Source organism: Mycolicibacter sinensis (genome assembly GCF_001667375.1).
Taxonomy (GTDB): Bacteria; Actinomycetota; Actinomycetes; order Mycobacteriales; family Mycobacteriaceae; genus Mycobacterium; species Mycobacterium sinense_A.
Genome location: NZ_LZIN01000096.1, coordinates 14,201 through 34,646, shown reverse-complemented (window position 1 = coordinate 34,646; position 20,446 = coordinate 14,201). Strand labels below are relative to the sequence as shown.

Here is a 20,446-nt window from a genome sequence, read left to right as displayed (position 1 = left end):
GGGACCCGGGAATCAGCCCGGGTCGGGGAGGAAGATACGAATGAGGGTCACGATGTACGTCACTGCATTGATCGCGATGAAAGCACGTCCGCTCGCCAGGTATCTGGTCGCCGTGCTGGTGATGAGCGGCGCCGCACTGGTGTCCCCGGGCGTCGCGTCGGTCTCGGCGCAGCCGTGTCCGGACGTGGAGGTGGTGTTCGCGCGCGGCACCGGCGAGCCGCCCGGCGTCGGGGGCTTCGGCCAAGCCTTCGTCGACGCGCTACGCGGCCGGGTCGGTGAGCGATCGCTGGAGGTGTATCCGGTCAACTATGCCGCCAGCAGCGACTTCGGCGGCGGCGTCGAGTTCGCCCGCACCGTCGTCGACGGGATCCGGGACGCCGCCACCCACATCGAGGGCACCGCCGCGAACTGCCCCAACACCCGGATCGTGCTCGGCGGCTTCTCGCAGGGCGCGGCGCTGGCCGGCTACACCACCTCGGCCGAGATCCCCAAGGAAGTGCCCGCCGACTACCGCGCCTACGTCCCGCAGCCGATGCCGGCGTCGGTGGCCAAGCACGTGGCCGCGGTCGTCTTGTTCGGCACGCCCTCGGCGGAGTTCTTGGCGCCCAACGGTGCACCGCCGGTCCGGATCGGCCCGCTGTATGAGCCCAAGACCTTGCAGCTGTGCGCCGACGGCGACACCATCTGCAACGGCGCCCCGGCCGGCGGGCCGCCCTTTGCGCACGCGACGTACGGCGCCAACGGGATGACGGAGCAGGGCGCCGACTTCGCGGCCGCCCACCTCTGAGCCGCTAGGGCAGCTCGAACGGCAACTCGATGCCCTCGTGCGCCAGGCAGTGCGTGCAGCTGCGCTCTTCGTCGACCCGCTCGATGCCTTGGTGCACCAGCTTTTTGAACGGTTCGATGTTCTTCTGGAATTCGGCGAACACGTCGACGGCCTTCACGCCACTGCCGACGTCGACACCGGCGTCCAGGTCGGTCACCAACGCTATTGCGGCGTAACATATTTCCAGCTCGCGAGCCAGCACCGCCTCGGGATACCCGGTCATGTTGATCAGGCGGAAACCCGCGGCGGCGAACCATTGGCTTTCGGCGCGGGTGGAGAACCGCGGCCCCTGGATCACCACCATGGTGGCGCCGTCGACGACATCGGGCAGGCCGACCATCGCGGTCCGCAGCGTCGGGCAGTACGGGTCAGCGAATTCGACGTGCACGCCCCCGTCGTCGAAGTAGGTGTCGGCACGGCCCCAGGTGCGGTCCACCAGTTGATCAGGCACCACCACCGAGCCGGGCGGCAGCTCAGGTGTCAGGCTGCCGACCGCGCACGGGGCCAGGATCCGCCGCACCCCCAGCGCGCGCAGCGCCCACAGGTTCGCCCGGTAGGGCACGGTGTGCGCGGAGTACTCGTGTCGTTCGCCGTGGCGGGGCAGGAACGCAACCTCGTGACCGCCGACGGTGCCGACGGTGATCTCCGCGCTGGGCTTGCCGTAGGGGGTGTCGCAGGGTACCCGGCGCGCGTCGTCGCCGAAGAACGAATAGAAGCCACTACCGCCGATCACGCCCAGCAACTCGTGCTCCTCCCGCGTGCAAGGATCGTGCCCATGTCGCAAAAGGCCAGCTTTGCACAGTGGATCGAAGGCGCCCGGCCCCGCACCCTGCCCAACGCGATCGCCCCGGTGATCGCCGGAACCGGCGCGGCGGCCTGGCTGGACGCTGCGGTGTGGTGGAAGGCGCTGCTGGCGTTGACCGTCGCGGTCGCGTTGATCATCGGGGTGAACTTCGCCAACGACTACTCCGATGGCATCCGCGGCACCGACGACGACCGGACCGGCCCGTTGCGGCTGGTGGGCTCACGGCTGGCCACCCCGCGCGCGGTGCTGGCCGCGGCGATCACCGCGCTGTCGGTGGGCGCGCTGGCCGGTTTGGCGCTGGCGCTGGTCAGCGCCCCGTGGCTGCTGGCCGTCGGCGCGGCCTGCATCGCCGGGGCGTGGCTCTACACCGGCGGCTCGCGCCCGTACGGCTACGCCGGCCTCGGTGAGATCGCGGTGTTCGTGTTCTTCGGCCTGGTGGCGGTACTGGGCACCCAGTACACCCAGGCGCTGCGGGTGGACTGGGTCGGGGCGGCTCTGGCCGTCGGTGTCGGGTCGCTGTCCTCGGCGGTGCTGGTGGCCAACAATCTGCGCGATATCGCCACCGACAAACCGGCGGGCAAGATCACCCTGGCGGTGCGGCTCGGCGACGCCCGTACCCGGGTGTTGTTTCAGCTCCTGCTGGCGCTGGCCGCGGTGCTGACGCTGGCGTTGATGCGGGCCACCCCGTGGTGCGCGGCCGGGTTCATCGCCACCCCGCTGGCACTGCGGGCGATGGCACCGGTGCGCTCGGGTCAGGGCGGCGTGGCGCTGATTCCGGTGCTGCGCGACACCGGGCTGACGATGCTGGTGTGGGCGATCGCGGAGGCGGTGGCGCTGTCCGTCCCGCGTTGACTCTGCGTGTACCAGGCAAAAGTGCGAGTCGACGGCCTGGTGAGCGCAGAGTCAACGGGGAAGGTCACTCGCCGCGCAGCCGGGCCTGCAACTGCTCGCGGTCTCGCCGGCGCTGCTCGCCGGCCTCAGCCAGGCTGGCGGTGGCCCGCCGGCGCAGCGGAGTGAAGATCCAGATGCCCAACGGCAGCGCGATGATCAGCGCCAAGAGCACCGCGACCACCGGCGGGAAGTCACTGAGCCCGATCAGCCGCCCCAGCCCGTAGATCACCACGCTCAGCACCGCTACCAGCGCCAGGCGCGCCGCCGTGTACACCATCACATCGACTACCGCACGGCCCATCCGGCCTCGACCCGCTGTCACGCTCACCAAGCCTACTGTCGGGTCTGGGGGACTCCGGCGGCACTCACGGTATATTCGGCGCCAGGAGGTGTCGCGAGTGCTCTACCTGCTCCTCGTCCTGACCCTAGGGACACTGATCTACCTTGGTCTGCGCGCCAGCCGCGCGCGGCCGAAGACGCGCGTCATCGGGCCGGACGACGACCCGGACTTCCTGTGGCGGCTCAGCCACGGCGACAACCAGCCGTAGGACGCCAACCCCGGCTCTAGACGAAGTGCTGGTTGAACCGGTCGTCGCCCGGGAAGGCCTCGGCGACGATGGCCGCCAGCTCGACGAGCGCCTCGCGGGTGTCCCGCTTCAGACGCATGAGATCGATCTCGGCGCCCTCCTCCAGGTGCGGGTCGAACGGGATTAGTCGCACCGCGCGACACCGCCGGGAGAAGTGGTCGACCACCTTCTGCATGTCGACCTTGCCCCCTCGCGGGCGCACCGCGTTGATGACCGCGATCGAATTGCGCACCAGATCCTCGTGGCCGTGCGCGTCCAGCCAGTCCAGCGTCGCCGAGGCACTGCGGGCGCCGTCGACCGAACCGGAGCTCACCACGATCATGGTGTCGGCCTTGGCCAGCACCGCCGACATGGCCGAGTGCATCAGGCCGGTGCCGCAGTCGGTCAGGACCAGACTGTAAAACCGCTCCAGCACCTGCAGCGTGCGGGCGTAGTCCTCGGCGCTGAACGCCTCCGACACCGCCGGGTCGCTCTCCGAGGCCAGCACCTCGAGCCGGCTGGGTCCCTGGTTGGTGTAGCTGCGGACGTCGCTGTAGCGCTGAATGCCGTCAGCGTCGCGCAGCAGGTGACGCACCGTCGCCGGGGTCTCCATCGGCACCTTCTGGCTCAGCGTGCCCCGGTCGGGGTTGGCGTCCACGGCGACCACTCGGTCGCCGCGGATGGATGCGAAGGTGGCCCCCAGCGTCGCGGTGATGGTGGTCTTGCCGACGCCGCCCTTCAGGGAGAGCACCGCGATCCGGTGACAGCCCTGCAGTGGCCGGTTGACCTGCACCACCAGATCGTTGTAGCGGGCGGTGCGCGGGCTCTCCCCGACGTTGATCAGCTGGCCGGACAGCACGTAGAGCAGCCGGCGCCAGCCGGACGTGGGCGGCGGCTTGACCTGCCGCAGCAGTGACGTGGTGGACAAATCCGAAAAGGGTGCGATGGGCTCCGCGGGGCGATAGGGAGCGCTGCCGCCGCCGGGGGCGTTACCCGGGCTGCCGCCGTAGTAGACCGGCGCCGGGTTCTCCATCGGCTGCGGGACCCAGGTCGCCGGGCCGGGGTTCCACTGCTGCTGCTGGTGGGTCTGGGTCTCGGCGGGCGCCGGCCACGGGCCCAGCGGCTCGGAGAACCGGCGTTCGGTGCGGAACCCGCCGAAAGACCGGGTGTCGCCGCCCTCTGTGCCGTCCGACTGCCGGTTGAACTCCCCGGTGTCCGGGTTGCCCGCCTCGTCGGCCCCGGCGCCCTGCTGATACGGCCGGAACTGGGTGGTCGGATGATCGGTTACGTCATTGCCCTGGGTGGCATCACCCGGTGCATGGTCAGACACTGATATCTCCCCCATCACGGTGGTTGGGTCGAGTCGGTGGACGTCTGTAAGCGCAGGGTAGCGCAGGCCCTTTAAGCGTATCTGTCAGCAGCGTTAGCCGACTCCGGCATAGGAGTGCAGGCCCACGGTCACCAGATTGACGAAAAACAGGTTGAAGATCATCGCCACGAACCCCGCGACGTTGATCCAGGCCGCCTTGTAGTCGCGCCACCCGGCCGTCGACCTGGCATGCAGGTAGGCGGCGTAGATGATCCAGGCGACGAACGACACCGTCTCCTTGGGGTCCCAGCCCCAGTAGCGGCCCCACGCACCTTCGGCCCAGATTGCGCCGAAGATCACGCCGAAGCCGAACACCGGGAAGGCGAAAATCGTAGTCCGGTAGGCGATGCGGTCCAGGGTTTGCGCGTCCGGCAACCGGCGGGCCATCCGGGCCAGCGCACCCGGGGTCTCGGGATCGCTCAACCGTGAGCACCGCACCAAAAACAGCATGCTGGCCACACCTGCCACCAGGAACACCCCCGAGCCGATGCTGACCACCGAGACGTGGATCGGCAGCCAGTAGGACTGCAGCGCCGGCATCACCGGGGCGGCGGTGGCATAAAGCCAGCGCTCCGAGACCGTCAGCAGAATCAGCACCGGCAGCAGCACGAACACCCACAGGCTGCGGTGTTGCGGACGGCGCAGCGCGACAGCGGCGGCCACCAGCCCAGAGAAGCAGGTCAGGTTGATGAACTCGTACATGTTGCCCCACGGCGGGCGCAGGGTGGCCGCGCCGCGGAACACGATGCAGGCCAGCAGCAACGCGATGCCCAGGTAGACCAGGGCCAGCCCGGCGCGGCCCACCCGCTCCCCGAACGGCCGCCGCGCCGCGGGCGCCACCACCCCGGGGGTGGCGCTGTCGGCCCGAACGCCTCCGGCGGCCACCAGCTCGGCCTCGGCGGGGGTGCGGCCGCGGCTGGAGGCGAGTTCGACGGCCAGCAGCAGCAGCGCGATGACCAGGACGATCAGCGCCGAAGTGAACGCCCAGTCGGAGTAGCGCGCCAGTCCGACGTCGATATGGGTGGTGTTCATCTAGCTCTCCTTGCCGAACAGCCGGGCGGTCAGCCGCTCGAATTCGTCGCCCCAGCCGGAGTTGTCGGTGCGGGCCAGCCCGCCCAGCTCGACGTTCACCGTACCGGCCTGCCCGGCGGGAGAAATCCGGATCCAGATCCGGCGCCGGCGCACCGCCAGCGACACCACCAGTCCGGCCATCATCGTCATCGCGAACACCAGCACCCACACCGCGGCCGGATCGTGCGACACCTGGATGTTGATGAACGGCACGGCGCCGTCGAAGCGGACCCGGGTGCCGTCGTCGAGCCGGATCTCTTCGCCGGGCTTGAGGTTGGAGCGGGCCACCTTGGTCATCCGGCCCTGGTGGATCAGCCGGGAATCCAGCGTGAACAGTCCCTGCGGGCGGCCGGTGTCCAGGCCGGTGTCACCGCGGTAGACGTCGACCGCCACCGCCGGGTCGCGCAGCGCCGGGAACGCCGACGACAGCAGCCCGTCATCGAGCTCCGCGGTGGGCGCGAACAGGCCCTGGATCCCGATCTGGTGCTTGCGGCGCTCGCGGGCGTCGGGATAGGTGCCGGCCGGTGGGTCGATGCGCACCGCACCCGACGACAGCAGGGTCAGCGGGTCGTCCGGGCGGAACTGCACGGTCTGGGTGCGGGTCTGCCCGTCCGGGAAGATCACCGTGAAGGTGGGCGCGTAGCCGTGTCCCTGCAGGTAGGCCCGGACGCCGCCCACCCGCAGCGGATGGTTGACCTCCAGCAGGTAGGGGCGCCACCGGTCGGCGCGCAGGTCCTCACCCACCTGGTAGTCGATGTGCGCGGTGAACGAGGTGGCCAGCCCGGAGACCAGGTAGTTGGCCTCGAAGTCGTTGACCCGGATGCACATCGGGTGCAGTCGGGTGCCGTCGACGGTGGTGCCGGCGCGGAACGAGTCGAACGCGGCCGGCGATGCCGAGCAGAACCCGGGCCCGCCGTCGGCGATGACCATCACGTTGCCCTCGTAGCCGAACAGCCGGCCGACCGCGACGGAGGCCAGCAGACCCAGCAGCGCGAAATGAAAGACCAGGTTGCCGAATTCGCGCAGATAGCCTTTCTCCGCCGAGACTTCGACGACGCCGCCCTCGGAGCGGGTGGTGCGCCGCCAGCCGCGCAGGCGCCCGGCCAGCTGGGCGCCGAGTTCGTCGGCATCGCCGGCGAGTTGCGTCTCGGCGTGTTTGGGCAGCCGGGCCAGATTGCGCGGCGCGGCGACCGGGCTGGCACGCAGATTGCGCAGGTGCTCGAGGGTCCGCGGGGTCAGGCAGCCGATCAGCGAGATGCACAGCAGCACGTAGATGGCGGTGAACCAGAAACTGGAGAAGACGTCGAACGCTTCCAGCCGGTTCAGCCACGGCCCGAGCACCGGGTGCAGCGCCAGGTACTCGTCGACTTTGGCGGCGTTGAGGTTGCGTTGCGGCAGCAGTGCCCCGGGGATCGCCGCCAGCGCGAGCAGGAACAGCAGCACCAGCGCGGTGCCCATCGACGTCAGCGCCCGCCAGGTGTTGCGCAGCCTGGCGGTGAGCCTCGCGAGCAGACGTGAAAGCCCCTTAAAGCCACCCGTTTTGGGGGCATTCGCGTCTGCTCGCGGAGGAGTGGTGGGTTGCGGTGGGGTAGAAGTGACCATCAGATCGGCAGCCTGACGTCGGAGACCAGCCCGTCGCGCACCGCGGCCACGAAGTGGCTCCACGCGCCGGTGATCAACGCCAACCCGACCGCGATCAGCAGCACCCCGCCGGCGATCTGAATGGCCCGGGTGTGCCGGCGCAGCCAGCCCAGCCCGGCCACCGCACTGGCCGAACCGAACGCCAGCGCCACGAACGGAATGCCCAATCCCAGGCAGTAGGCGATTACCAGCACCACCCCGCGGGCCACGCCGGCGCCGTCGGTGGCCGAGGCGACCGCGATCACCCCGGTCAGCGTCGGCCCCAGGCACGGGGTCCAGCCCAGCGCGAACACCGCGCCCAGCAGTGGCGCCCCCAGCACCGTCGACAGTCGTTGCGGGGTGAATCGGAGTGAGCGCTGCAACGCCGGGACGAAGCCGATGAACACCAAGCCCATCACGATCGTCAGCGCGCCGCCGACCCGCTCCAGCAGCACCTGATTGCGGATCAAGGTGGTGGTCATGCCCAGCACGGCGACCGAGCCCAGCAGGAACACCGCGGTGAATCCGGCCACGAACAGCGCCGCCGACCCCGCCACCCGCCACCTCGCCGACGGCGGCGGCCTGAGTGCGCCCTCCAGCCGTTCATCAATGCCGACCACCGCCGCCAGATACGACAGGTAGCCCGGCACCAGCGGCACCACGCATGGCGAGGCGAACGACACCAGCCCGGCCAGCGCCGACACCGCGACGGCCAGCAGCAGCGGGCCGGTGGTGGCGGTGGCGGTGAGGCTGCTCACTGCGGCGCCTCGGCGGTCAGCCGCTGTAGCACCGGCTGCAGGTCTTCGGCGAGCACCTCACGCAGGAACACCGCGGCCACCCGGTGCTGCCGGTCGAGCACCATGGTCGCCGGGATGACCGACGACGGATACCGGCCGCCGAAGGCGATCATGGTGCGCATCGCCGGGTCATAGATCGACGGGTAGGTCACCTTGCGGTCTTTGATGAAGTCGCGGGACGCCTGCGGCTCGGGATCGCGGACGTCGATGCCGAGAAACGCCACCCCGCCGGCGCGGGTGTCGTCGTAGACCTGTTGCAGCTGGCTGATTTCGGTGCGGCACGGCCCGCACCACTGTCCCCAGACGTTGATCACGACGACCTTGCCGGCGAAGTCATCGACGCCGATGGTGCGCTGCGCGTCCATCAGGTCGGGCCCGGAGATCGGGCCGGGCTTGCCGCGCGCCTCCGGCGGGTCGTAGAAGATGTCGGTCTTGCCGCCGGGTGAGACGAACTCGAAGGTGCCGCCGTGGGTCACCGCGTCGTCGCCGACCGAGCAACCCGAGACCAGGGCGGCCGCTAAAGCCCCGGCGATCAGCACCGCCCGCATCGTCAACCGCCGGACGGAACGCGGTAGTCGACGTCGACCAGCCGATCACCGTCAAAGATCAGCGTGGTGACCGAACCCACGTCGCACTGCCGTCGGCGCGGGTCGTGCCAGAGCCTCTTGCCGCTCAGGTACTGCCGCACCGTCCACACCGGCAACTGGTGGCTGACGCACACCACCTCGTGGCCGGCCGCCCGCGCCCGGGCCTTGTCCACCGCGGTGGCCATCCGGGCGGCGATCTCGGCATAGGGTTCGCCCCAGGTCGGGGTGATCGGATTGCGCAGGTGCCACCAGTACCGCGGGTTGCGCCACGCGCCGTCGCCCGGCGAAACCCGTTTGCCCTCAAAAATATTGGCCGACTCGATCAGGTCTTCGTCGGTGTCGACCGGCAGGCCGTGACGGGCGGCGATCGGCGCGGCGGTCTCCTGGGCGCGCTGCAGCGGCGACGCGATCACCGCGACGATGTCGGCATCGGCCAGCATGTCGGCGGCGGCAATGGCCTGGGCCCGACCGGTCTCGGAGAGCCGGAAGCCCGGGAGCCGGCCGTAGAGGATGCGGCCGGGGTTGTGGACCTCGCCGTGGCGGATCAGGTGTACGCGGGTCTGCATCAGGTTTTCGGCTCCGGGGTTGCGTCGCGGGCCGCTTCGGCTGCCCTGGGCAGCGCGGCCGCGATCCGTTCGAAGGCGTCATCGGACAGTGCCGCTGAGACGAACCAGGCCTCGAAGGCACTGCACGGCAGGTAGACGCCGGCGTCCAGCAGGGCATGGAAGAACGGCGGAAAGCGCCAGGTGTCACTTGCGCGTGCGGCGGCGAAGTCGGTGACCGGCTCCTCGGCGAAGAACACACTGAACATGTTGCCGGCCCGCGGAATCTGGTGCGCCACACCGGCGTCGGTCAACGCCTCGGTCAGCAGCGCGGTCAGTCGGTCGGCGTTTTTGTCCAGCGCGCCGTAGACCTCGGCGTCGGCGGCGCGCAACGTGGCCAGCCCGGCGGCGACCGCCACCGGGTTCCCCGACAGCGTGCCGGCCTGATACACCGGCCCCAGCGGTGCCAGCCGGTCCATCACCTCGGCCCGGCCGCCGAAGGCCGCAGCGGGCAACCCGCCGCTGATCACCTTGCCGAAGGTGAACAGGTCGGCGTCGACGGGATCGACGCCGTACCAACCGCTTTCGGTGACCCGGAAGCCGGTCATCACCTCGTCGATGATCAACAACGCCCCGTGTTCGGCGGTGATCTCCCGCAGTGCGGCATTGAAGCCGGGCTCCGGCGGCACCACGCCCATGTTGCCGGGGCTGGCCTCGGTGATGACGGCGGCGATCTGGTCGCCGAGTTCGGCGAACGCCGCGCGGACGGCGGCGACGTCGTTGTAAGGCAACACGATCGTGTCGGCGGCGGTGGCGCCGGTGACCCCGGGTGAGGACGGCAGCGCCAGGGTGGCCACCCCGGAGCCGGCGTCGGCGAGCAGCGCGTCGACGTGACCGTGGTAGCAGCCGGAGAATTTGACCACCTTGGCCCGGCCGGTGAAGCCGCGGGCCAGCCGCAACGCACTCATGGTGGCCTCGGTGCCGGAGTTGACCAACCGGACTTTGCCCACCACGGGCACCCGGCGAATGATCTCAGCCGCCAGGTCGGTCTCGGTGCGCGTCGGCGCCCCGAACGACAGGCCGGCACCGGCAGCGGTGCGAACCGCCTCGACCACCTTCGGGTGGGCGTGGCCGAGGATCATCGGGCCCCAGGAGCAGACCAGGTCCACATACCGGTGGCCGTCGGCGTCGGTGAGCCAGCAGCCCTGGGCCTCGGTGATGAACGGGGGCGTGCCGCCGACCGAGGCGAACGCGCGGGCCGGCGAGTTGACCCCGCCGGGAATCACCGCGCAGGCCTCGGCGAACAGCCGCTCCGATGCCGCAAGGAGACGATCCACGACGACCAGTGTCCCAGCTCCTGCAGCTCAGCCGACTACAGGGTGTAGTTGTCAGGGGTTGAGGTGACCCGGCTCACGGAGTTGGATGGCGACCATGCAACTACCGCAACGCCTCGCCCGGTTCAACCGGCACGTCACCAACCCGATCCAGCGCATGTGGGCCGGCTGGGCCCCGAGCTTCGGCATCCTCGAACACGTCGGTCGCAAATCCGGCAAGCCCTACCGCACCCCGCTGAGCGTGTTCAACACGGATGACGGGGTGGCCATCCTGCTCACCTACGGCCCGGACCGGGACTGGCTGAAGAACATCACCGCCGCCGGCGGCGCGAAGATGCGCCGGCACGGTAAGACCTTCGCCGTCACGAATCCGCGGGTGGTGAGCCGAGACGAGGCGGCGGCGCACGTGCGCCCGGGATCGCGCCGGGTGTTCGGGCGGCTGCCGTTCGAGCAGGCGGTCCTGCTCACCAGGCAGAGCTAGTGGTGCAGTTCTCCGAGCGCCGCGCCCGGTTCAACCGGGTGGTGACCAACCCGCTGTTCCGCCCGATCTCCGGCTGGGTGCCGATGTGGTCGATCGTCGAGCACACCGGCCGGCGCTCCGGCGCGACCTACCGCACCCCGGTCTCGATGTTCCACACCGCGGACGGCGTCGCGGTGCTGCTGCCGTACGGAACCGACCGGGACTGGGTGAAGAACCTGCAGGCGGCCGGCGGCGGACGGGTCAAGGTCGCCGGCAAGACGTTCGCCGTCACCGGTCCGCGAGTAGTGCCGACCGACGAGGCCGTCGGGCTGCTGCGGTCGCCCTGGCGTCAGCTGCTCGGGCGCGCCGGCGTGGCGCACACCCTGCTGCTGGACCGCGCCGGCTGACCTACCCCGTTTCAGTGCCCGCGTTGCCGGGTTGCCCGGGGTTGCCGTCCGGGTTTCCGGCCCCGCCGGCTCCGGCCGCGCCGGCCTTTCCGGCTTGGACACCATTGCCACCGTCACCGCCGTCGCCACCCGGTCCGCCCGGACCGACCGAGCCACCGGCGGCCGCCGCACCGCCGGCACCGCCGGTACCTCCGGCACCACCGGCCACCGCGGCGGCCCCGTCTCCGGCGTTGCCACCGTTGCCACCCATCCCGCCGACGCCGCCATCGGGATGCGCCGCCGTACCGGCACCACCCGCACCACCGGTGCCACCCTTGCCGCCGCCGCCGCTCTCACCGCTGCCCGGGTGACCGAGCATGCCCTGGCCGCCATTGCCGCCGTCGCCGCCGTTTCCGGCGGTGCCGGCCCACGATCCCGCCGCGCCGCCGTTGCCCCCGGCGCCGGCCACCCGGCCGTGGCTGGGGACGCCGCCGTAGCCGCCTGAGCCGCCGTCACCGCCACGACCACCGTTGCCGCCGTTGCCGTCGGAGCCGGCCAGCGCGTCGCCGCCGTTACCACCGGGGGCGCTGAACCCGCCGGGCCCGGCGTTGCCCATGAACACCAGGTCGCCGGCGTTACCGGCCGCTCCGCCATCCCCGCCGTTGCCGCCGCTGGGGTGGTCGGCGGTGCCGGCCCCGCCGTTGCCGCCGTACCCGCCGGAGCCGCCGGGACCGCCGAAGCCGGCCACCCCGTTTCCGCCGTCCCCGGCGTTGCCGCCGCGGCCGCCGTCGCCACCGCCGTTGCCCCAGCCGCCGTCGCCGCCGTCGCCGCCACGCCCACCGGCACCGAACAGCGAGATGGCGTCGCCGCCGAGTCCGCCGTCACCGCCGTTGCCCGCGGTGCCGGAGATGCTGTCCAGTCCGTCGCCGCCCCAGCCGCCTTCGCCGCCGTTGCCCAGCAGCCAGCCCCCGGTGCCGCCGTCACCGCCGTCGGCTCCGGCACCGCCGTCACCGCCCCAGCCGCCGTTGCCGACCATGAAGGCGTTACCGCCGTGGCCGCCGACCACACCCGCCGCGATGTTCTCGTCGCTGCCCGCGCCGTAGCCGTTGCCGCCGTCGCCGAACAACCAGCCGCCATCACCGCCGTCGGGGTGATCCACGGTGCCGTCGACACCGTGACAGATCAGCCCGCAGGCCCCGTCGAATGCGAAGAGCGGGTTGATGATCGGATCGATCAGGGCGCCCGGGCCCATGATCCACAAGTTGCCCAGATCGTGGATGGTGGCGTACAGCTGGTTCTGGATCAGCCCGGCGAAGACGACCTCGACCACCGACGTCCAGGTGTAGAGATCGGTGCCCACCTGGGACAGATCCAAGGTGTCCGCCTCCGCCGGACCCGGGTCGGCCCCAGCGAAGGCGTCCATCAGCCCATCGAGGGAGAACAGCTCATCGAAGTCGGCGCGCGCCGGCGCGGCGGCCAGTGGACTGAGCCCGAGCGCCAGGAACGTGCCTACCGACGTGGCCGCGCCGACGGCACGAGAGGGGCGAGGGTTCTGGTTCTCAGCGCGACGACCGGGCATCCACCGAACTTATCCAGCCAGGTACGGATTCCACAACTACGGATATTCAACCCGGTAACGTTGGGCAGGTGCGGATCGACTGATCGATAGCCGCCGCAGATACCAGAGGTGGCCGGGTGTATTTTGTGCCGATGTCAGCCGGTGGTGGCTTCTCAGGCCCGGGGTCCCCGCTTGCCTGGTTGCTGGCACCGGTGACGGTGCAGACCTTCCTCGATGAACTGTGGGGCGCCGCGCCGCATCACATCGCCCGAGACAGCGCCGACTACTTCGACCTGCTGGCCGGCCCGTCGTCGGCCGAACAGCTCCTGGCCGCGCTGCGCACCGAGCCGTCCGCGGTGCGATTAGTGCGCGGGGCCGATCATTTGCAGCCGCCGGAGTACACCCTTGCCGACGGCACCCTGGACCTGGCCCGGGTTCACGCCGAGATGGCCCGCGGCTACACGGTCATCTGCAACAACATCGAGAAGTACCTGCGCCCGATGTCGACGCTGACCCACGCGGTCGAGGTGGAGCTGAACTTCCCGACGCACGTCAACGCCTACCTCACCCCGCCGGCCTCGACAGGGTTCCTGCCGCACTACGACCACCACGACGTGCTGGTGCTGCAGATCCAGGGCAGCAAGAGCTGGTACTTCTACGGCGACGATCCGGTGCCACCGCACCTGATGCAGCAGATGCATGAGGTCGACCCGGCCGGGCTGCCGGAGCCGACCAGCCTGAATTTGGCCGCCGGGGACACCTTGTATCTGCCCCGCGGCCGGGTGCATTCGGCCGAGACGACATCGCAGGCGTCGGTGCATCTGACCGTGGGCATTCACGTGCCGACGGTGCTCACCTTGCTGACCCACACGCTGCACATGCTGAGCCTGCGCGACGATGCGGTGCACACCCGTTTGCCCGCAAGGCATTTGGACGACCCGCAGGTGCGCGCCGGCCTGGGCACGTTGATCCGGGACGGGCTGGCCGCCATCGCGGCTCCCGAGGCGCTGGCCGAAGGTCTTGGCGCCATGCAGGATTTCCTGCTGCGGCGCGCCCGCTGCCCGGTCGTCGGACAGGTCTCCGACACCGTTGGCCTCGACACCGACACGGTGGTGCACAAGCAGCAGCCGCTGTACTCCCGGGTGACCACGACCGCCGAGGGCGTCGGCCTGCAGTTCGCCCAGTTGATCGTCAGCGCCCGTCCGGACCATGAAGCGGCGATGCGGTTTCTCTCGGAGCGCACCGACCCGTTCCGCATCGGCGAACTGCCCGGGCTGACGGACGCCCAGCAGGTGGAGCTGGTGCGGAGTCTGATCATGAGTGGATTCCTGGTGCGGCCGACCACCTGGACCGCCCAAGCCGCACCGGTGATTCCATAAATGCGGTGATTGCCGGGGGTAAAATCCGTATTCCCAGCCGACATCCAGTTATTGCTCTTGATTTGAGGATAGGATCGAGGCGTTCGCAACGGGGAAAGGTGACCATGACGGCACCAATCTGGATGGCGTCGCCACCGGAGGTGTACTCGGCGCTGCTGAGCAGCGGTCCGGGTGCCGGGCCACTGCTGGCGGCCGCCGGCATGTGGGACGCGTTGAGCACCGAATACACCGTGGTGGCGCAGGAGCTGTCCACGATGCTTGCGGCGGTGCAGGCCGGCTCGTGGCAGGGACCGAGCGCGGAATCCTATGTGGCCGCGAATGTTCCGTACCTGACCTGGCTGGCCAAAGCCGGCGCCGACGCGATGGCATTGGCGGCCCGGCACCAGAGCGCCGCCACGGCCTACATCTCCGCGCTGGCGACGATGCCCACCCTGGCCGAACTGGCCGCCAACCACGCCGTGCACGCGGTGCTGCAGGCAACGAACTTCTTCGGGGTCAACACCATTCCGATCGCGCTCAACGAGGCCGACTACGCCCGGATGTGGGTGCAGGCGGCCAGCACGATGTCGACGTATCAGGCGGTGGCCGGTGCGGCCGTGGCGTCCTCCCCGGCTGCGACAACGGCGCCCACGGTGCTCAACCCCGACACACCGGTACATCGCGACCACCAGCACCGGCCGAACCAGCAGCAGACCCAGGACTTCGGCAACATCTACCAGGAGAGCTGGTGGACCACCCGGATCGCCGAGATCAACGAGGCCATTCAGGCCGATCTTTCCAGCAACAATCCGCTGACCAGCCTGATCAGCGACCCGGTGCTGATGACGATCGCCCCGCATTACGCCGGTGAGATCGTCCTGGGGATGGCGCCGACCGTGACGGCGCTGACCGAGACGATGCTCAGCCTGGTCGCACCGGCGTCACCGCTGGCCGGCCTCGCCGCGGTCGCCGGGTTGGCCGGCATCAACGTTCCCGCCGCACCGGCGCTGCCGGCCCCCAGCCCGCCGGTGCCCGCCGCGTCCGCTGCTGCGCCGACGACGCTGGCCGCCCCGCCAGCCCCGGCCGCGGCCACTCCCCCGGCGATGGCTCCGCCGACACTGGCCCCGGCCGCCACGGCTGCCGGCGGCGTCCCGGTAATGCCGCCCCCGGTCACCGGAGCCGAGGCCGCGGTCTTCCCGTATCTGGTCGGCAGCGGCCCGAACCACGGCGCGGCCACCGCGATGCGCCTCGCCGCACCAGCGGCGGCCCAGCGCTCCCCCGCGCCTGCGGCCGCCGCGGTCACCGCGACCACGGAGCGTCAGGCCCGCCGGCGCCGGCACCGTCAGGGGCTGCGGGACCCCGGCAACCGTTACGAGTACCTCGACTCGGCGAGCGGGGCGGGACAGCTGGGTTTCACCGGCACCGTGCACCAGGAAACCGGTTCTGCGGTAACGGGTTTGACGACTCTGACAGACAGTGCCCCGATGCTGCCGCACACCTGGGAGAGCCCCGAAGGCTCGGGCTGATCCAGATACCCCGACCGTCTCAGTGGCCCAGGAGCCGCATCTTCTGCTCGTTGTACTCGTCGTCGGTGATCAAACCGCGATCGCGCAGCTCGGCGAATTCGCGGATCTCCGCGGCGATTCCCATCATCGTCGGGGTGCCGTCGCCGCCGGTCGCACCGGTCGGCGAATCCGCAGCCGGGCCGGCGGCACGGTGCGGCGTGGGGGCGTTCGCCGGAGCCGGCGCGGCGTCGGCGCGGCCACGGCTGACCGAGCCGGCCAGCGCGCTGCCGCCCATGCCGGCCAGCGCCATCTGGCTGAACGCGCTTCCGGCGCCGGCGAGTGAGGCCGCCGGTGCGCCGCCGACGCCCGGTCCGGCCAGCGGCGTCGTGTAAGACAGCGTGCGGACCTCCGGGGCGTTGGCGGCCCAGTTGATCGGCACCGACAGGTTCCCGGCGCTGATCGCCTCGCCCCTGGCCGCGGACGTCACCGACGACACCGATGACGCCGACGAGAGCGCGTCCCCGATGAAGCCACTCGGCCGCGATGGGGTCAACGGCGAGAACAGATCAATGTTGTGCAGGATCTCGTACTCCACCATCCGCAACTGATCCTGCTCGGAGAGGATCTCCCGGGTGCTGGCGTCGGCCGCCGTCCAGGCGCCGGCCGATAGCGCGATGCCGGCCGACGACGCGCCCAGGGAAATCGCCGCGATCAGGTTCAGTCCGATCAGGTCGGGTAGAACCGGGGTCTCCTGGGCCACTCCCGCCGCGGCCGCCGCCCCCGCCTGCAGCGCGGTGCTCTGCGGGGATCCGAAGATTCCCGAGGCCAACTGGCCCAGCAGCGACTGGATGTTCGACGACGACGCGTCCAGCCCCGCCGTGCCGGTCGCGGCGGTCTGACTGAGCGGCCCGGCCGGATTGCTGGTCTGCGGGGGCTGCTGGAATGGTGCCAGCCCGGTCGCGGTCGCCGACGCCGCGGCGTAGGCGTACATCGCGGCGGCGTCCTGTGCCCACATCTGGGCGTACTCGGCCTCGTTGGCGGCGATCGCCGCGGTGTTGGTGCCCAGCACGTTGGTGGCGACCAACAGCATCAGCTGGGCCCGGTTGGCGGCCACCACCGTGGGTGGCACCGTCGCACTGAACGCCGCCTCGTAAGCCGCGGCCGCCGCGTTGGCCTGCGCCGCCGTCTGGTCGACCTGCGCCGCGGTGGCGGCCATCCAGGTCGCGTACCGCGCGGCGGACTGCGTCAGCGCCACCGACGCCGGCCCTAGCCAGGCTTGGCCGGTCAGCTCGGCGATCACCGTCTCATAGGAGGTGACCGTCGAGTGCAGTTCGGCGGCCAAGCCGCTCCAGGCGGCGGCCGCCGCCCGCATCGGCGTGGAGCCCGGGCCGGTGTAGATCCGCAGCGAATTGACCTCCGGCGGCAGGGCAGCGTAATTCATTCACTGACCCCCTCCCTGGGCACCGCCGACGGAAACCGTCGTGTGTGTATTTCTATCCGAAAATCGCCCCCCGTGGCCTACGATTCCGGTTTTGCGGGGCAAGGGTCCGGCTCAGCTGCCGAGATGGCGGTCACAGCCGCATGCTGCGATAACATGCGCGCGTGCGGATGCTGATCACTGCGTTGCGCGACCTGCAGTGGCGGCTGCGCCGGTTCATCGTCGCCGCCGTGGGCACCGCGATGGTGTTCGCGCTGACTCTGGTGCTGGCCGGGCTGACCCACGGCTTCCGGGTCGAGGCGGAGCACGTGGTCGATTCGCTGGGCATCGACAGCTATCTGATCCAGACGGCCGCCGTCGGTCCGTTCATGGGCTCGTCGCGGTTCCCGCAGAAGGAGGCGGGCGACGTCGCCGGCATCTCCGGTGTCGAAGCGGCACTGCCGGTGGTTTACGGCAACACCATCCTGCAGGACGGCGAGTCACCGCTGAACGTGAACATCTACGGCGTCCCGAAGGAGGCGATGCCGCCGATCATTTCGGGGCGGGCACCGACCGAGCCCAACGAGGTCGCGATGTCCACGACGCTGAAGCGAGCCATCGGCGACGACGTCGAAATGGGGGCGGACAAGCTACGGATCGTCGGACTGGTGGAGAAGTCGACGACGCTGGCCGGGCAACCCAATGGCTTTTTGACCGTCGCGGGAGCGCAGCGCCTGATGTTCTCCGCGCAGCCGGTGGCCTCGGCGATCGGCTTGCGGGGCACCCCGGCGAAGGTGCCCGAGGGCTACCGGGTGGTGGACCGGGCCGCCGCGGTCGACGACATGGTGCGCCCGCTGGCCGGGGCGCAGATGGCGCTGTCGTACATGTCGGTGCTGCTGTGGGGCGTCGCCGCGCTGATCGTGGGCTCGCTGATCTATCTGTCGGCCCTGGAGCGCACCCGCGACTTCGCGGTGTTCAAGGCGCTGGGTGTGACCACCTGGATGGTGTTGGCCGGGCTGGCGCTGCAGTCGGTGATCGTGACGGTGGCCGCGGCGGTGCTCGGCGGAATCCTGGCGGTGGCGATCGGGCCGGCGTTTCCGATGCTGGTGGCCGTGACGTCGTCGTCGTTCTCGCTGCTGATGCTGACCGCGGTCGGCATCGGCCTGCTGGCCAGCCTGGCGGGCCTGCGCCACGCGGTGGCTGTCGACCCGGTGCTGGCGTTCGGGGGGCCGTAAATGGGTGACCTGCGGATCAGCGATCTGGTCATCGAATACGCGACCGGCGGCGGGGAACCGATTCGCCCCATCAATGGCCTGAGCCTGGAGATTCCGGCGGGATCGCTGGTGGTCGTGCTCGGGCCCAGCGGGTGTGGGAAGACCACGCTGCTGTCGTGCCTGGGCGGGATCCTGAGCCCGACCAGCGGTGAGATCCGGTTCGGCGCTACCGAGGTCACCGCGCTGAACCGCCGCGAGATCACCTCCTACCGGCGCCGCACCGTCGGCATCGTCTTCCAGGCGTTCAACCTGGTGCCGAGCCTGACCGCCCTGGAGAACGTGATGGTGCCGCTGTGGGCGGCCGACTGGACGCAGTGGTCGGCCACCGAACGCGCCCGCGATCTGCTCACCCGGGTCGGCCTGGCCGACCGGATCGACCACCGGCCCGGCCAGCTCAGCGGCGGCCAGCAGCAGCGGGTGGCGGTGGCCCGGGCCCTGGCCCTGGACCCGCCGCTGATCCTGGCCGACGAACCCACCGCGCAACTGGACTACGTCCGCGCCGACGAAGTCGTGCAGTTGCTGCGGGTGCTCGCCGCCGGTGACCGCGTCGTGGTGGTGGCCACCCACGACACCCGGATCGTGCCGCTGGCCGACATCGTCATCCAGCTCTCACCGACCGCGGCGCCTGCCCCGGCACGCGCCCAGCAGGCACCGGTCCGGCTGGGGCCCGGCGCGGTGCTGCTGGAACAGGGCACCGTGGAGGATCTGATCTACGTCGTCACCGAGGGCGAGGTGGAGATCGCACCGCAATCGTCCGATGCCGGCGGGGGTCTGCTCAAGATCGGCAAGCCGGACAACTATGCCGGGCAGCTCGGCCCGATGGTTCGTATCCCCCGCTCGGCCACCGTCCGCGCGCCCCGCGAGGCGACGGTGGTGAGCTACACCGTGGAGGCGTTTCGCGAACAGTTCGGTCACCCGCCGGCTCCGGACGCCCCTGCATCAACGTGACCGTTCCTGCGGCGTGCCTGTCCAATCGTGGTGCGCGGTCACGAGATGATGCCTGTCATGGCTGATCTGACCCGCCGGGCTGCATTGCGCCTCGGGGTCGGTGCCGCGGGCCTGTTCGGCTCGGGCACGTGGGTCTCGGGTCAGGCACGGGCCACCGGGAATGCCTACCCCACCCGGGAGTCCGGGTCGTTCGTGTCCGCGGCCCGCGGCGGGGTGGAGACCAACTGGATCATCGCCCGGCCGCCGGGGCAGACCGCGCCGCTGCGGCCGGTGATCGCGCTGCACTGCAAGGACGGCGACGCCGCCTGGGTGATGGATCTCGGGGTTGAGGAGGAGCTGGCGAAGCTGACCGCCTCGGGCCGGCCCCCGTTCGCGGTGGTGGCCGTCGACGGCGGCAACTCCTACTGGCGACCGCACAGCAACGGCCAGGATTCCGGGGCGATGGTGCTCAATGAGCTGGTCCCGATACTGGCCGACAAGGGCATCGACACCTCGCGGATCGGGTTCATGGGCTGGTCGATGGGCGGCTACGGCGCAATGCTGCTGGGCACCCGGCTGGGGCCGGCCCGCACCGCCGGCATCTGCGCGATCAGCCCGGCGATCTACATGACCTACTTCGGCGCGCCCGCCGGGGCGTTCGACAGTGTCGACGACTGGCGGACGAGTTCGCCGTTCAGCCTGGTGCCGCAGCTGGCCCACATTCCGCTGCGAGTGGATTGCGGCACCTCGGACAGTTTCAATTACGCGACCCGAAGCTTCGTCGGCCAGCTGAATCCGCCGCCGGCCGGCGGGTTCGCACCGGGCGGCCACGATGTGACCTACTGGCGGGGGCAGCTGCCGGGCGAATTGGCCTGGCTGGGTTCCTGATTTTCCTAGGGCTGGTTCATCGGGTTCGCCGGGTTCATCGGGCTGTCGATGTTCGCCGGGTTGTCGATGTTCATCGGGCTGTCGATGTTGGCCGGGTTGTCCGGGTTCAGCGGGCTGCTGATGTTGGCCGGGTTGGTCAGGCTGTCGGGTCCGTACGGGCCGGCGTTGCAGGCCGCACTGGCGTTGGCGATGCAGTCGCTGGGGCTGAACGGGTCGGGGTCGGCCGGGTCGGCTGCGGCCGGTCCGGCCATTACCAGGGCACATG

The 20,446-nt window shown here is 70.5% G+C and carries 22 protein-coding genes; 10 read left to right on the top strand and 12 right to left on the bottom strand.

Annotation, left to right across the window (positions count from 1 at the left end; translation table 11 throughout):
• The first annotated feature begins 76 nt into the window (after nt 1–76).
• A complete protein-coding gene (locus tag A5771_RS19340) occupies nt 77–787 on the top strand; it encodes a cutinase family protein (protein WP_064856934.1) in 711 nt (236 codons plus the stop codon).
• A gap of 4 nt (nt 788–791) precedes the next feature.
• Here A5771_RS19340 and A5771_RS19335 read toward each other — a convergent pair whose 3' ends face one another.
• Complete coding sequence (locus A5771_RS19335; RefSeq protein WP_064856810.1) at nt 792–1,568, bottom strand: S-methyl-5'-thioadenosine phosphorylase; 777 nt, start codon at nt 1,566–1,568, stop codon at nt 792–794.
• A 33-nt stretch (nt 1,569–1,601) separates the two neighbouring features.
• Between A5771_RS19335 and A5771_RS19330 the strand changes: the two genes are divergently transcribed.
• Nucleotides 1,602–2,483, top strand: coding sequence for a 1,4-dihydroxy-2-naphthoate polyprenyltransferase (locus A5771_RS19330; protein ID WP_064856809.1), 882 nt, complete (start codon nt 1,602–1,604; stop codon nt 2,481–2,483).
• Nucleotides 2,484–2,547: 64 nt separating this feature from the next.
• Here A5771_RS19330 and A5771_RS19325 read toward each other — a convergent pair whose 3' ends face one another.
• On the bottom strand, nt 2,548–2,823 hold the full coding sequence (locus tag A5771_RS19325; RefSeq protein WP_064856808.1) for a DUF4229 domain-containing protein: 276 nt from the start codon (nt 2,821–2,823) through the stop codon (nt 2,548–2,550).
• 97 nt (nt 2,824–2,920) lie between these two features.
• Here A5771_RS19325 and A5771_RS22820 point away from each other — a divergent pair, with 97 nt between their 5' ends.
• Complete coding sequence (locus A5771_RS22820; RefSeq protein ID WP_109401214.1) at nt 2,921–3,070, top strand: hypothetical protein; 150 nt, start codon at nt 2,921–2,923, stop codon at nt 3,068–3,070.
• A 16-nt stretch (nt 3,071–3,086) separates the two neighbouring features.
• On the opposite strand, the gene A5771_RS19320 is transcribed toward A5771_RS22820, so the two are convergent.
• The 7 genes from A5771_RS19320 to hemL all read right to left on the bottom strand — a co-directional run bounded on the left by A5771_RS19320 (nt 3,087) and on the right by hemL (nt 10,411).
• Nucleotides 3,087–4,418, bottom strand: a complete 1,332-nt coding sequence (locus A5771_RS19320) for a MinD/ParA family ATP-binding protein (RefSeq protein WP_064856807.1) — start codon at nt 4,416–4,418, stop codon at nt 3,087–3,089.
• A 93-nt stretch (nt 4,419–4,511) separates the two neighbouring features.
• Entirely contained in the window at nt 4,512–5,489 is a 978-nt protein-coding gene (gene ccsB, locus A5771_RS19315; protein WP_064856806.1) for a c-type cytochrome biogenesis protein CcsB, read from the bottom strand.
• Nucleotides 5,490–7,130, bottom strand: coding sequence for a cytochrome c biogenesis protein ResB (gene resB, locus A5771_RS19310; protein WP_207545480.1), 1,641 nt, complete (start codon nt 7,128–7,130; stop codon nt 5,490–5,492).
• Complete coding sequence (locus A5771_RS19305; protein WP_064856804.1) at nt 7,130–7,906, bottom strand: cytochrome c biogenesis CcdA family protein; 777 nt, start codon at nt 7,904–7,906, stop codon at nt 7,130–7,132. The genes resB and A5771_RS19305 overlap by 1 nt, the downstream gene beginning before the upstream one ends.
• Entirely contained in the window at nt 7,903–8,493 is a 591-nt protein-coding gene (locus A5771_RS19300) for a TlpA disulfide reductase family protein (RefSeq protein ID WP_064856803.1), read from the bottom strand. The genes A5771_RS19305 and A5771_RS19300 overlap by 4 nt, the downstream gene beginning before the upstream one ends.
• A gap of 2 nt (nt 8,494–8,495) precedes the next feature.
• A complete protein-coding gene (locus A5771_RS19295; RefSeq protein ID WP_064856802.1) occupies nt 8,496–9,098 on the bottom strand; it encodes a histidine phosphatase family protein in 603 nt (200 codons plus the stop codon).
• The gene (gene hemL / locus A5771_RS19290; RefSeq protein ID WP_234783123.1) at nt 9,098–10,411 is read right to left on the bottom strand and encodes a glutamate-1-semialdehyde 2,1-aminomutase; all 1,314 of its coding nucleotides are present in this window, start codon (nt 10,409–10,411) and stop codon (nt 9,098–9,100) included. The genes A5771_RS19295 and hemL overlap by 1 nt, the downstream gene beginning before the upstream one ends.
• A 94-nt stretch (nt 10,412–10,505) precedes the next feature.
• Between hemL and A5771_RS19285 the strand changes: the two genes are divergently transcribed.
• Nucleotides 10,506–10,889, top strand: a complete 384-nt coding sequence (locus A5771_RS19285) for a nitroreductase family deazaflavin-dependent oxidoreductase (protein ID WP_064856933.1) — start codon at nt 10,506–10,508, stop codon at nt 10,887–10,889.
• 2 nt (nt 10,890–10,891) lie between these two features.
• Nucleotides 10,892–11,275: a nitroreductase family deazaflavin-dependent oxidoreductase gene (locus A5771_RS19280; RefSeq protein ID WP_064856932.1), complete on the top strand. Its 384-nt coding sequence runs from the start codon at nt 10,892–10,894 to the stop codon at nt 11,273–11,275.
• 1 nt (nt 11,276) lies between these two features.
• On the opposite strand, the gene A5771_RS24400 is transcribed toward A5771_RS19280, so the two are convergent.
• Nucleotides 11,277–12,833, bottom strand: coding sequence for a PGRS repeat-containing protein (locus A5771_RS24400; RefSeq protein WP_064856800.1), 1,557 nt, complete (start codon nt 12,831–12,833; stop codon nt 11,277–11,279).
• A gap of 131 nt (nt 12,834–12,964) precedes the next feature.
• Here A5771_RS24400 and A5771_RS19270 point away from each other — a divergent pair, with 131 nt between their 5' ends.
• The gene (locus A5771_RS19270) at nt 12,965–14,191 is read left to right on the top strand and encodes a JmjC domain-containing protein (protein ID WP_064856931.1); all 1,227 of its coding nucleotides are present in this window, start codon (nt 12,965–12,967) and stop codon (nt 14,189–14,191) included.
• Between the two features lie 104 nt (nt 14,192–14,295).
• Nucleotides 14,296–15,696, top strand: coding sequence for a PPE domain-containing protein (locus tag A5771_RS19265; RefSeq protein ID WP_064856799.1), 1,401 nt, complete (start codon nt 14,296–14,298; stop codon nt 15,694–15,696).
• 19 nt (nt 15,697–15,715) lie between these two features.
• Here A5771_RS19265 and A5771_RS19260 read toward each other — a convergent pair whose 3' ends face one another.
• On the bottom strand, nt 15,716–17,116 hold the full coding sequence (locus A5771_RS19260) for a PPE domain-containing protein (RefSeq protein WP_064856798.1): 1,401 nt from the start codon (nt 17,114–17,116) through the stop codon (nt 15,716–15,718).
• Nucleotides 17,117–17,283: 167 nt separating this feature from the next.
• Here A5771_RS19260 and A5771_RS19255 point away from each other — a divergent pair, with 167 nt between their 5' ends.
• Genes A5771_RS19255 through A5771_RS19245 form a run of 3 tightly spaced genes read left to right on the top strand, consistent with a single transcriptional unit; the run spans nt 17,284 to nt 20,181 of the window.
• Complete coding sequence (locus tag A5771_RS19255; protein WP_064856797.1) at nt 17,284–18,327, top strand: ABC transporter permease; 1,044 nt, start codon at nt 17,284–17,286, stop codon at nt 18,325–18,327.
• Nucleotides 18,328–19,314 (top strand): ATP-binding cassette domain-containing protein, encoded by a 987-nt coding sequence (locus A5771_RS19250; protein WP_064856796.1) that lies wholly within the window; start codon nt 18,328–18,330, stop codon nt 19,312–19,314.
• Nucleotides 19,315–19,362: 48 nt separating this feature from the next.
• Nucleotides 19,363–20,181 (top strand): alpha/beta hydrolase, encoded by an 819-nt coding sequence (locus A5771_RS19245; RefSeq protein ID WP_064856930.1) that lies wholly within the window; start codon nt 19,363–19,365, stop codon nt 20,179–20,181.
• A 5-nt stretch (nt 20,182–20,186) separates the two neighbouring features.
• Here A5771_RS19245 and A5771_RS19240 read toward each other — a convergent pair whose 3' ends face one another.
• Nucleotides 20,187–20,432, bottom strand: a complete 246-nt coding sequence (locus A5771_RS19240; protein WP_064856795.1) for a hypothetical protein — start codon at nt 20,430–20,432, stop codon at nt 20,187–20,189.
• Nucleotides 20,433–20,446: the final 14 nt, after the last annotated feature.

Coding starts and splice junctions, on each gene's coding strand:
- A5771_RS19270 (WP_064856931.1), top strand. CDS start 12,965: ATGTCAGCCGGTGGTGGCTTCTCAGGCCCGGGGTCCCCGCTTGCCTGG.
- A5771_RS19250 (WP_064856796.1), top strand. CDS start 18,328: ATGGGTGACCTGCGGATCAGCGATCTGGTCATCGAATACGCGACCGGC.
- A5771_RS19255 (WP_064856797.1), top strand. CDS start 17,284: ATGCTGATCACTGCGTTGCGCGACCTGCAGTGGCGGCTGCGCCGGTTC.
- A5771_RS19260 (WP_064856798.1), bottom strand. CDS start 17,116: ATGAATTACGCTGCCCTGCCGCCGGAGGTCAATTCGCTGCGGATCTAC.
- A5771_RS19325 (WP_064856808.1), bottom strand. CDS start 2,823: ATGGGCCGTGCGGTAGTCGATGTGATGGTGTACACGGCGGCGCGCCTG.
- A5771_RS19240 (WP_064856795.1), bottom strand. CDS start 20,432: ATGGCCGGACCGGCCGCAGCCGACCCGGCCGACCCCGACCCGTTCAGC.
- A5771_RS19295 (WP_064856802.1), bottom strand. CDS start 9,098: ATGCAGACCCGCGTACACCTGATCCGCCACGGCGAGGTCCACAACCCC.
- resB (WP_207545480.1), bottom strand. CDS start 7,130: ATGGTCACTTCTACCCCACCGCAACCCACCACTCCTCCGCGAGCAGAC.
- A5771_RS24400 (WP_064856800.1), bottom strand. CDS start 12,833: ATGCCCGGTCGTCGCGCTGAGAACCAGAACCCTCGCCCCTCTCGTGCC.
- A5771_RS19285 (WP_064856933.1), top strand. CDS start 10,506: ATGCAACTACCGCAACGCCTCGCCCGGTTCAACCGGCACGTCACCAAC.
- A5771_RS19330 (WP_064856809.1), top strand. CDS start 1,602: ATGTCGCAAAAGGCCAGCTTTGCACAGTGGATCGAAGGCGCCCGGCCC.
- A5771_RS19265 (WP_064856799.1), top strand. CDS start 14,296: ATGACGGCACCAATCTGGATGGCGTCGCCACCGGAGGTGTACTCGGCG.
- A5771_RS19245 (WP_064856930.1), top strand. CDS start 19,363: ATGCCTGTCATGGCTGATCTGACCCGCCGGGCTGCATTGCGCCTCGGG.
- A5771_RS19340 (WP_064856934.1), top strand. CDS start 77: ATGAAAGCACGTCCGCTCGCCAGGTATCTGGTCGCCGTGCTGGTGATG.
- A5771_RS19300 (WP_064856803.1), bottom strand. CDS start 8,493: ATGCGGGCGGTGCTGATCGCCGGGGCTTTAGCGGCCGCCCTGGTCTCG.
- ccsB (WP_064856806.1), bottom strand. CDS start 5,489: ATGAACACCACCCATATCGACGTCGGACTGGCGCGCTACTCCGACTGG.